Annotated in this window: 6 protein-coding genes and 1 pseudogene; 5 read left to right on the top strand and 2 right to left on the bottom strand. The window is 70.6% G+C overall.

Going from position 1 to position 11,193, the window contains the following annotated elements:
* Positions 1 to 4,263, bottom strand: a 4,263-nt coding sequence (locus ACY34J_RS10965) for an FtsK/SpoIIIE domain-containing protein (RefSeq protein ID WP_462726280.1), incomplete at its 3' end; no start/stop codon positions are given.
* A gap of 248 nt (positions 4,264 to 4,511) precedes the next feature.
* Between ACY34J_RS10965 and ACY34J_RS10960 the strand changes: the two genes are divergently transcribed.
* The 3 genes and pseudogenes from ACY34J_RS10960 (at position 4,512) to ACY34J_RS10950 (ending at position 6,040) form a co-directional block, all read left to right on the top strand.
* Positions 4,512 to 4,799: a WXG100 family type VII secretion target gene (locus tag ACY34J_RS10960; protein WP_462726279.1), complete on the top strand. Its 288-nt coding sequence runs from the start codon at positions 4,512 to 4,514 to the stop codon at positions 4,797 to 4,799.
* Positions 4,800 to 5,112: 313 nt separating this feature from the next.
* Positions 5,113 to 5,346 (top strand): annotated as a pseudogene (locus ACY34J_RS10955) (hypothetical protein); the annotation flags it as partial.
* Between the two features lie 361 nt (positions 5,347 to 5,707).
* Complete coding sequence (locus tag ACY34J_RS10950) at positions 5,708 to 6,040, top strand: hypothetical protein (protein ID WP_462726278.1); 333 nt, start codon at positions 5,708 to 5,710, stop codon at positions 6,038 to 6,040.
* A gap of 53 nt (positions 6,041 to 6,093) precedes the next feature.
* Here ACY34J_RS10950 and ACY34J_RS10945 read toward each other — a convergent pair whose 3' ends face one another.
* Positions 6,094 to 7,509 carry a peptidase C39 family protein gene (locus ACY34J_RS10945; RefSeq protein ID WP_462726277.1) on the bottom strand — a complete coding sequence of 472 codons (1,416 nt, stop codon included), beginning with the start codon at positions 7,507 to 7,509 and terminating at the stop codon, positions 6,094 to 6,096.
* A 176-nt stretch (positions 7,510 to 7,685) separates the two neighbouring features.
* Between ACY34J_RS10945 and ACY34J_RS10940 the strand changes: the two genes are divergently transcribed.
* Both ACY34J_RS10940 and ACY34J_RS10935 read left to right on the top strand, forming a co-directional pair.
* Positions 7,686 to 8,288 (top strand): uridine kinase family protein, encoded by a 603-nt coding sequence (locus tag ACY34J_RS10940; protein WP_462726276.1) that lies wholly within the window; start codon positions 7,686 to 7,688, stop codon positions 8,286 to 8,288.
* Between the two features lie 491 nt (positions 8,289 to 8,779).
* On the top strand, positions 8,780 to 10,693 hold the full coding sequence (locus ACY34J_RS10935) for an AAA family ATPase (protein WP_462726275.1): 1,914 nt from the start codon (positions 8,780 to 8,782) through the stop codon (positions 10,691 to 10,693).
* The last annotated feature ends 500 nt before the right edge of the window (positions 10,694 to 11,193 follow it).

Genomic DNA, 11,193 nt, shown 5'->3' with positions numbered 1-11,193 from the left:
CACAAACGTGGCCGCCAGGTTCATCAGCACGGTCGAGCGACCTGACTTCGCCGGGCCCGCGATCACGAAGCCCGGCAAGCCCTGTGCCAAGTCCGGGCCGAAGGCCGTCAGGTCGTCGCCGCCGACGCCCACCAAGCCCCACAGCCGCGAGGCGGACGTCGCCGGATCGACGTGCTGCAACGCCTGGTTGAAGGTGATGCGGCTGGGCAGCGAGTCCACCCGGAACGGGCGCAGGGCGCGCGGCACCGCCGCGTCCCGGTGGGTCGCCGCCTCTCCGATGGCCACCAGGGCCGCGTTCTGGCCCTGCCCGGTGGCGTCCTCGCTCAGCAGCGCGAACTGGATCTCCGTACCCGTCTCGTTGCGGAACGCGCGGCCCGGCGGCATCTCGTCCGGCACCTTGCGGCTGTTGATGCCCAGCATCGAGAAGTCGGTACGGTCCGCGAGGCGCAGGCCGAGCTTGTCCTCCGTCAGCGAGGAGATCCGGCCGGTCAGCAGCTGCCTGTCGCCCGTGATCACCAAGTGGATGCCGACGCTTGCGCCTTCGCGCATCAGGGTCAGCAACTCGTCGGTCATCTCGCCGTGTTCCAGCTCGCCCAGGGAGGAGACCCAGCCCTCCCAGCGGTCGAGCAGGAGCACGATGTGCGGCAGCCGCCCGCCCTCCGCCGTCCCGGCGCGCTGCTCACCGATGTCCGCGAAGCCGTACTGCGCAAGCAACTCCTGACGCCTGCTCGCCTCCGCCGACAGCCGGCGGACCAGGCGGACGGCGCGCTCGCTCTGGTTGCGGCCCACCACCGCGCCGCAGTGCGGCAGCTTGGACAGGGCGTTCAGTGCGCCGTTGCCGCAGTCGATGCCGTACAGGTGGACGTCACCGCAGGAGAGGGTGCTGGCCAGGGAGCCCGCGATCGTGCGCAGCACCTGCGAGCGGCCGCTGCGCGGCGCACCCGCGATGAGCAGGTGGCCGAAGGTGGCGAAGTCGATCGCGACCGCGCGGCGGGCCTGGCTCGACGGCAGGTCCTCGATGCCGTACGGGGCCGGGGGCAGCACGCCCAGACCCTGCACCGGCGGCAGATCCTCCGGCAGCACGGTCTCCGCTAGGGCCGGCAGCCACGGGCTGTGCTGCTGCGGGATGCGGAGGTGCGCGTTGGCCTCCCGGACGGCGTCGACCAGCACCTTCAGGTCGGTGATCTCCTCTTCCTCGCTCTTGGCGGCCGCGGGCTTCGCCAGCGCCGCGCGGCCCAGGCCGGCCCAGTCCAGCTCCCCGGTCCACGGGGCGACGGCCATCGGGTCCACGGTGCCGGGGCGGCGGCCGCCGACGCGGCCGGACTGGAAGGGGATGAGGGAGGCTGCGCCGGTGCGCACATAGGCGCGGCCCGGGTTGTTCTTGGAGATGTTGCCGGCCTCGGGCGAGTCGATGACGTCCGTCGACTCGCCGCCGTCGGTGACCCGCAGGGCGATACGGAGGTTGGTGTTGGCCCGGATCTCCGGCGAGACCACGCCGGACGGCCGCTGGGTGGCCAGCATCAGGTGGATGCCGAGGGAGCGTCCGCGCTGGGCGATGTTGACAAGGCCGGTGACGAAGTCCGGCAGGTCGCGGACCATTGACGCGAACTCGTCGATGACCAGCAGCAGTCGGGGCAGCGGCGCCGTACCCGGATTACGGCGCACCAGGTCCTGGTAGTCCTCGATGTCCTTCGCCCCGACCTGGGCCAGGATGTGCTCGCGGCGGTGCAGCTCGGCGCCGAGCGACTCCAGGGCGCGCTCGACGAGGTGGGCGTCGAGGTCGGTGACCATGCCGACGGTGTGCGGCAGGTGGACGCAGTCCTTGAACGCGCTGCCGCCCTTGTAGTCGACGAGCACGAAGGTCATGTTTTCCGGCGTGTTCGCCACCGCAAGCGCGGCGACGATCGTCTGCAGCAGCTCGGACTTGCCGGAACCCGTCGTGCCCGCGATGAGGCCGTGCGGCCCGTCCTTGCGAATGTCGATGCCGAATGGCCCGTCGTACGACTCACCGACCATCGCCAGCGTGGACTGCCCGCCGGTCTGCCAGCGGGCGGCCACCGCGCCGGCCGTCGGCGGCTCCATCCCCATGACGTCAAGGAGCCGACTGGCGTCCGGCAGCGCGCTGTCCGTCGCTTCGCCGCTGATGTCGCGCAGCGGGGCGAGCGCCCGGGCCACCCGGGCGCACCAGGCCGGGGAGACGAAGTCGGGCCGTACACCCAGGATTCTGTCCTTGCCCGCCTGCTGCACGCGCAGCCGCAGCACGGAGGGGTCGACCTGCTCCGCAGCCGGCGGCGCCGCGATCACGGGGCTGCCGCTCTGGTTGTCGAGGGAGAGCATCACAGCGGCGGTGTTGGACACCACCGGCGTGGCGGGCGCGGCCGACTTCTTCCGCTTCCGCTTGCGGCGCGACCCGCCGGCCTCGGCCGCCGCCTTCTTCCGCTCCTCCTCCTCGTAGGCCCGCCGCAGCACTTCGAGAGCGTCGCTCGCGCCGCCGCCGGCCTGCCGCTCGTGCGCGGCGTGCCGGGCATTGCGCGGCTCCGCGATCACGACGCCCTTGCACTCGCCCGGCAGAAAGCGCTCCTCGGCGTCCAGGCAGATCGCGTACATCGATACGGCCGGGCCTTCCTGCAGCAGCCGTACGACGCCGGGCATCGAACGCAGCCGGCGCGAGCCGTCCCAGACGACGACGATGTCGGGGTCGGAGAAGCCCGCCTGACCGCGGTTCTCCTGGGCGGCCTTATGCCTGGCCTCAAGGATCTGGGTGAGTTCGCCGATACGGGCGCCGACGGTCTCGGCGTCGTTCCCGATGAGGACGTTGGCGTCCTGCGCCGTCGGACGGGCATGCGGCAGCCAGCGGACCCAGTCCCAACCGGCCTGCGCGTTCGCCTCGGTGAGCACGTAGAACTGCACGTCCAGCGGGCTGTGCAGGGCGGCCGCCTGCGTCACCGTCCACCGCGCCAGGCTGCGCGCGGTGTCGTCGGGACCCGCGAAGCCGATCACGCCGAGCTGGCCCAGGTTCAGGGCAACGGGGGTGTCGGCGATGTCCCACGTGACCTGGCGGCGGTGGTCGTCCTGCTCTGGGTCGTCGAGGACGACGGCGGAGGGCAGCCGACCGGTGCCCACCCGCAGCAGCAGGTGGTCGGCGTCGCTGCGGCGGCGCTCCCACAGACGGGTGCGGGGGCCAGTGGCGTTGGCCCAGATGGTGCCGGGGTCCGGGTGGTCGAGGCTGCGGTCGCCGCGCTCCAGGACCAGCGCCTCCTGCGCGTCGCGCTCGATCCGGGCCTTGTGCTCCTCGTACTCCTTGACCTGCTTGGCGTGGGACTTGCGGCCGTGCTTCTTGTCCCAGAAGTAGTTGGCGATCATGATCAGCGGGCTGAAGACCGCGATCAGCAGGTACGTCATGCGCCCCATCACCAACGCCATGGTGACGGCCATGGCGAGCGGGGACAGCGCCATCAGCCAAGGCAGCGGCCGGGCCTCGTACTCCTTCGGGGGCGCCGGCAGGCGGAACTTGGTGGTGCGCTCCGGCGGGCGCAGCCGCGGCGGGCGGTTGTAGTCGAGCCCGGAGCCGTCGTCGGACCACTTCAGGGCCGCATCCGGGGGCGTGTAACGGGCCACGTCGAGCAGGGTGTTGCCGATGGCGAGCTGGGAGCCGACGCGCAGCTGCTGCCCTTCGAGCGGCTTGCCGTCGACGCGCACCTCGTCGGGCTTGGGGTCCTTGTCTTCGGGTGCCGCGCCCGGTCGGCCGGGCTGCCCGCCTGGCTGCTGTCCCGGCCCCTCGCCGCCCTGCCTGCCGCCGTGCACGGCCAGGCGGAGGTCGTCCGCCGAGACCACGTAGAGCGTCAGCGCGTGCTGGGGCAACTCCGGGTCAACGATGACGAGTTGGCAGTTCGGGCCGGAGCCTATGTCGTACCGGCCGATGCCGAGCCGGTACACGGCGCCGGCGTCGGGCCCGCCGGCCACCCGGACCTCGATGACACCGGGTTGCTCGCCGGGCAGCGCGCCGGAGGGGTCGTCCAGGCTCACCACCGCGCCGTCGCGCAGCGGGGAGGTGGTGACGGTGTGGGCGGGGTCCACTTGGTAGTTGTCGACGTAGAGCACGGGACCGGGCTGCCCGGCGAGCGAGCCGGGCCCGACCCCGCCCCGCACCCGGGCCGCCAGCTCCCGGGCAGCGGCGTCGATACGGGTCTCCGGGTCAGCATCGAGGACGAGGTCTTTGCTGGCGTTCGTATAGGGGTCGACGACGGTCAGCTTCAAACGCACTTAGCTCCTCCTCGAAATGCCTCGCTACGACGGAGAGCGTATCGTCCCGGCAACTCGGTCGGGCACCTGCGGTATGCCCCAACAGCCTCCGATTTCAAGGGAGTTAGCGGCCCCCGTGACTGCACTTATGTGCACCTGTGAGGGTTAGCAACTAAGGTGCCCAACGGCGTGTGCCTGCCGAACCGGTGCGCGCCACGCGTATGCCGGGAGGGGGACCTCGCGGCGTCAACGGAGGGAAGGGGAGCGTCATGGCTAAAGACCTCGATGTCACATATGAGGACATGCGGGCCGCCGCGAAGAAGATGAACCGCGAGAAGGAGCGCATCGAGGAGAAGCTTCAGGACCTGAAGTCCTACATCGACGGCCTGCTGGAGAGCGGCTTCGTCACCCGGCAGGCGTCGAAGAAGTTCGGCCAGGACTTCGACGAGTTCAAGCAGGGCATGTCGAAGACCAACGAGGGTCTCGACGGCCTGGCCCAGTACCTGGAGAAGGCGGCGGACTCCTTCGAGAACCTCGACAACGAGCTCGGCAAGTAAGTCGACGACTGCCGCGGTTGAGCCTGCCTGCGCACAGCGCCGGGGGGTGAGGGCGGTGTCGGCCTGGATCGGCCGACACCGCCCTCACCTCTTTTTGCTTTCTGCGGCATGGTGTACAGGGCGTAATAGGCGGCCGGGCCGCCGCCCCGAGACCTCACCCGGAATTTCTCCATTTCCATTACATCTCTTACGGCGCATCCACAGAGTATTCACAGGCGCCAAGTATCGGCGGGCTGGTAGTAGCCGGCGGGATCGAAAACGCACCGCCACCGGAGAAGGGAGGAGCCGGAGGTTCGGCTGCTGTCCTGATTGATGGCACTTAATTCTTGCCCTCATGAGCCCGATCACGGTCGTGGCGAGTTGCGCCATGGACAAGAAGCACGGCCGTAAGTCGCATACGAAGCAGGTCAAGGAGTACAAGGAGCAGAAAGCGCGGATTGAGGAGGATGCTCCAGGACGCTCTGGTCGCTGAGCGGCTTGACCGACGGCAGGCCATTGTCGACCCGGCTCTCACTCTGACCTGGGTTCGGGTCCGCGTACGCGGCTTTAGGAGCGGCGGCGTGCTGACGACGTCTACGACCGGTGGCATCCGAGCAGGCCCCCAAGAGGTGCTACAGAGTGTCCCGAACACCCCGGGCTCGTGCCGAACGAAAAGCTGCACGGGTGCGCGAACCGGTGGCAGGCCCGGTGGGCGGGACGCCGATGGAAGCAGCGTTCCCGGACCTTTCCCGCGAACAAGAAGACGGCCGCGCGGGCGTACCAGCGCAGCCAGCGCGCGGCTGTCGACGAGGGACGCGACCCCTTGCCGCACAGGAGGCAGCGGGGCAGGAAGACTCCGACGATCGCCGGAGAGGCTCCTGCGGGAGCACGAGCTGCGGGGCCGGACGACGGAGGCGTACGGCTACCGGTTGCGCGGTCATGTGGTCCCCGCCCTCGGGCATCGCCCGATCACCGAGGTACGGCGCCCGGAGTACAAGAAATTCTTCGCCGAGCTGAAGGCCGACGGCATGACGGACGGGCACCGGTCCCGGGTGAAGAAGGCGCTGTCGGCGATGCTGTCGGCATCGCTGGGCGATCGGGAGTTCGGGCACCTGATGCCCGGAAATCTGGTGATCGGCATTCAAGGTGCCTGCCGGGCGCGGAGGAAGGCCCGGCTGGCGTGGGCGCACGTCGTCGCGCTCGCCGAGGAGATCATCAGATCACGGTGGACCGCTACGGCCGCCTCACTCCCGGCGACCTGACGGCAGCGAACGCTGCCGTCAGGTCGTCGAGGAGATCTTCGGTGAGCACATGCTCAGCGGATTCCCAGCTGCGCGAGCGCACGGCGCTGAGTTGGTGCTGGGTTAGCCGGCCAGTAGAGGTAGCAGATACCTCCTGTACCGCTTCTGACCTTGCCGTTCGCGTCGTAGCGCTTCGTGCGCAGCCAGATGTTCTCGAACTGCCGCCGCTTGTAGACGTGGCGGACCTTCTCGTTGTCCGCGCTCGCCGGGTCGTTGGCGATCACATCGCCGGCAGCCGTGAAGCCGACCAGGCACATCAGATGGCCGGAGGTCCCGTAACCCGCGCCGTCGAGTTCCGAGGCGAGGAAGGACTGGGACGTTATCACCGGGATTCCGGCGCCGATCAGCTTCTCGACGTCGTTCAGGGATCCCAGGCGCGTGATGATGCCCTGCATGCCCCGGTAGGTGGCGGCGTACGCGGCGTTGAAGGGCCAGTTGCCGCAGCCCTGGTACTGGTGGTCGTACGTGAAGCGCGCCGCGTGGCAGACCTGGGGGTCGGTGAAGTCCGGGTTGACCCAGGCCAGGTCCTCCTTCGTGGGCTTACGGCCCCAGTACTCGATGACCATCTGCGAGGAGGTGGGGCTGCACCAGGCCTCGCCGCCGTTGTCGTACTCCGGGTACTGGCCCTTGTGGATCTCCTGGGAATAGCGCGGGACGTCGAGCTCCCGGCCCACCTCCCCGGGCATCGAGGCGGGCACCTCGAAGCGGTCGGGGATGTCGGATGCCATCGCTCCCAGCCGCCACACCTTCGGGCTGCTGCCGCTGCCGGGCTTGCGGTAGAGCGTGAGCCGCAGCCGGTACGAGGCCAGGCGCAGCCCGCTCGCGGTGTCGTCGATGGAGAAGGTGTCGGTCCAGATGCTGCTCTTGCCGTCCTTCTGGTCGTCCACCGAGGTGCGCTTGATGTCGCCGTCGCCCGCGGCCCAGCGGCCCAGCACGTACCAGGGCGTCTGGGTGCCGTCGGTGTACGTACCGCGCAGCTCCACCTGGAGCCAGGTGCCGCTCGGGGTACGGGCGTTCCAGGAGGCGACGACCTCGCTGGCGGGGGTGGCGAGGGAGCGCACCGGACCGGTCCAGGTGGCGTACTCCCACGTGGTGGTGGTGCCGGTGTGCGGATCCAGGTAGTCGGTGCGGCCGAGCGGGCGGTCGATCACCACCCCGGGCCGCGCCCCGGCCACGACCCGAGTGCCGCGGGCGCCCCCACTGCGCCAGTCGGTGTAGGTCGTCCAGCCGTGGTAGTCGACGCGGGCTACCCCCTTGGTGGAGCCGGTGCCCGCGGTGGTTCCCGGTGCGGTGCGGGAGGAGGCGGCGCCGGAAGCATTGGCGCCGGCGGACGCGCCCGGCGCGGCGAAGGCCGGGTGGGCCGCCGCGGTGCCCGCGGCCGCCGCGATCGCAGCGGCCAGGAGGGTGCGCCGTGGGGTGGGTCTGGTCATGGCGGAAGGTCCCCCAGTCGTCGTAGGAGCGCCTGCAGGTGCACGACAGGTGCACAACTATCTCCGGTTCATGCCCTCTTCGGCCAGAGCTTCCCGGCGCGTCGACGCACCAATATTGGTCCAGTCCACTGGCACGCGCGTCCAGGGGCGGGGCGGGGGAGCCGTAGGGTGTGCGGGTGGAACACCCGACTGCCCTCGACCCCGCCCTCGACGCGATCGCCCGGCGGTTGCGCGCGCTGCCCCCGTCCTGCGGCCCGGTCCGGCTCGTCTCCGTCGACGGGCACGCCGGCTCGGGCAAGACCACCTTCACCGGCAGGCTGGCCGGTGCCCTCGGCGGCGCACCGGTGGTCCACCTGGATGATCTGGCCACGCACGAGGAGCTGTTCGAGTGGACGGGGCGGCTGCGCGGTCAGGTGCTCCTGCCGCTGTCCCAGGGCCACACCGCCCGGTACGGCATGTACGACTGGGTGCGGCGGCGCTTCACCTGCCAGGAGGAGCTGCCGCCCGCGCCGGTCGTCCTCGTCGAGGGCGTCGGCTCCGGGCGCCGTGCGCTGCGCCCCTATCTCGCGTGCCTGCTGTGGATGGAGATGCCCGAGGCCACGGCCTGGGAGCGCGGCCGCCGTCGCGACGGTCCCGGACTGCACGGATTCTGGGAGGGCTGGACGCGCGCCGAGCAGAAACATTTCGCCGCCGACCCCTCGCGGCCCTACGCGGATCTTTTGGTACTGCAGCGACCAGAGGGTTATCTGGTGCTGAACGGGCCTGCTGCGGCTGCCTAACCGGCCCAGTGCCTCACGCTGGGTGACCTTCACGCCCGCCCGTGCGCGTCTTTCGCATACCGGGATAAATGGAACAGCTTCAACTCGGCTTGACCTGGGGGCCGTCGAGGTCTTACGTTCTCAATGTGCGGTCTTACGGGATCGCCCACAGATGCGAAGCCCCCGGTTGTTCCCCCGTGATCGGGGGCTTCGTTCTGCCCAGGCTCCGCCCAGGGAGTGCATTTCGGGCGCATCGCCCCGCAGAGTCCTCACCCTCGGTCACCTTCCATGCGCCCCTTCGATGCGCCGAAGACCGTACACCTGCTCCCCCGTTCCACCGATCAGCACCGCGCTACTCTTCGGTGCCCAGCGATGCCGCAGGTACGATCGGTGCGGGACAATTTCGGAGCGGAGTGGGCAACTCCCCTTCATGGCACGGCAGTTCGGCAAGGATGCCGACAGGCGGACACCCGCCTGCGGCACACCACGGGGGCACTGTTTCTGGGGGCGCGATGGACTTCGGCACGCAGGGCTCGGACACCCCCGCCGATTTGGCCTGGCTGCGCGCCGTCGACGCGTACACCGTGGGGGCGTACGCCCAGGCCGAGGAGGAGTTCCGGTCCGCGGTCCGCAGCGACCCCGGCATGGCCGACGCCTGGCTCGGCCTGCACACACTACGCGTCGACACCACGAACGCGCTGCTGCGGATGTACCGGCACCGCGACCGCTTCGGCGAGCAGCGCGCCCGCCACCGCCGGCCGCTGAACTCCTGGTACTGGCTGGGCTGGTGGGTGCAGCCCGTTCTGGAGAGCCCGCGGGACCTGCTCCTCGCGCACGCCTCGCACTGGCTCGACGGCCGGCACGTACCCGAGCTGGACCGGGCGCTGGCCGGCTGCCCGCCCGTGGACACCGATCCACAGGTCCGCTTTCTGCACGCCTGCCGCGCCTATCTCGTCAAGGACTGGGAGCAGCTCGTACGGCACACCGAACCGCTGCTGGACGACCCGCTGCTGGGCATCGAGGCACGGCTGTTCGGCGGCATGGCCCGGGTACGGCTGGAGATGTACGGCCAGGCCGAGCCGCTGCTGTCGGGCGCCCTGATGCGCTGCCGCAGCGAACAGCCACAGCGCAAGGAGCTGCGCTACTGGCTGGCGCGCGCCTATGAGGGCACCGGGCGCAGTGCCGCCGCGCTACCGCTCTACCGGGCCGTCCACCGGGTCGACCCGGCGTTCATGGACACCGCCGCGCGGCTCGCGGCCATCTCCGAGAGCGACGGCCTGGACGAGGCCGGGGATCTGGCCGCGGTCACCCTCGCGGGGGTTGGCCAGGACACCCTCGATGCCACCGCGAACGACCCCGACCCGCCGGCTGCCCCCGCTGACGCCGGTGAGGCCGGCCGGGAGCTCCAGCCGGGCACGCCCGATCCGGACGGGCTCATCCCGGGCACCGCCCCCGTGGACGCCGACTCCATCCGCGAGAAGGCCGTCGTCCCGATCCGGCCGGCGCCCCCGCTGCTGCCCGCGGGCCCGCCCGATCCGGTGCTGCTGGCGGAGGCGCTCGGCGAGCTGGAGCGGATGGTGGGCCTGGAGCCGGTGAAGCGGCAGGTGCGGGCGCTGTCGGCCCAGCTGCACATGGCGCGGCTGCGCGCCGGCCAAGGCCTGCCCGTCCAGCCGCCGAAACGGCATTTCGTCTTCTCCGGGCCGTCCGGGACCGGCAAGACCACTGTGGCCCGGATCCTCGGCCGGGTCTTCTACGCGCTCGGGCTGCTCGGCGGCGACCATCTTGTGGAGGCCCAACGGGCCGATCTCGTCGGCGAGTTCCTCGGGCAGACCGCGGTGAAGGCGAATGAGCTGATCGACTCGGCGCTCGGCGGGGTGCTGTTCGTCGACGAGGCGTACAGCCTGTCCAACACCGGCTACAGCAAGGGCGATGCGTACGGCGACGAAGCGCTACAGGTGCTGCTCAAGCGCGCCGAGGACAACCGCGACCGGCTCGTGGTCATCCTCGCGGGCTACCCGGAGGGCATGGACCGGCTGCTGGCCGCCAACCCGGGGCTCAGCTCCCGCTTCACCACCCGCGTGGACTTCCCCAGCTACCGGCCGCTGGAGCTGACCGCGATCGGCGAGGTGCTGGCCGCGGAGAACGGCGACTGCTGGGACGAGGAAACCGTCGAGGAGCTGCGCAGCATCAGTGGCCATGTCGTGGACCAGGGCTGGATCGACGAGCTGGGCAACGGCCGCTTCCTGCGCACGCTGTACGAGAAGAGCTGCGCCTACCGCGATCTGCGGCTGTCCGGCTACAGCGGCACCCCGACCCGCGAGGATCTGTCGACGCTGCGCCTGCCGGATCTGATGCAGGCGTACGGCGAGGTGCTGTCCGGGCGCGGGCCCAGAGACCGCGGCCCGCAGGACCCGCCGTTCATCTGACGGTGGCCCTCGGCTGCGCCGCACGATCCGCGGTTGCATGCGCGCTGGCGGGCAGCGGGGGACGTCCGGCCCGTCGTCGGTCACCGCTTCACACTGGACATGCGGAGCTGGGGGCTCCAGCCGTTCGAGGTCATCGCGGTCGAGCCGGAGCGGATGATCCGCTACAGCTTCGCCGAGGGGGCGCTCGACACCACGACTGGCGGCTCGAACCGGAGGGCGACGGCACACGGCTGTTCCTCGAGCACACCGGATTCGATCTTGACTCCCCCATGGGCAAGGCGGCCTTCGACGGCATGGGTGAGGGCTGGCCCGGCGTCCTGCGCCGCATCGATCCGGTCCTGGCGGGCCTGACGACCTGACCCCACCGGCAGCCGCTTCGTACGAGAACGTCGGCCTCCACGACCGGTGGTCGCGGAGGCCGACGTCATGCGCAGCAGGGCGGCGTACGCAACGTCCGCCCGGCAGCGTTCACTTCACCGCAGGCCCGAGAAGTGCGGCCC

The organism is Streptomyces sp. HSS9-12 (assembly GCF_054963655.1).
This window is presented reverse-complemented; position numbering and strand designations above follow the sequence as displayed.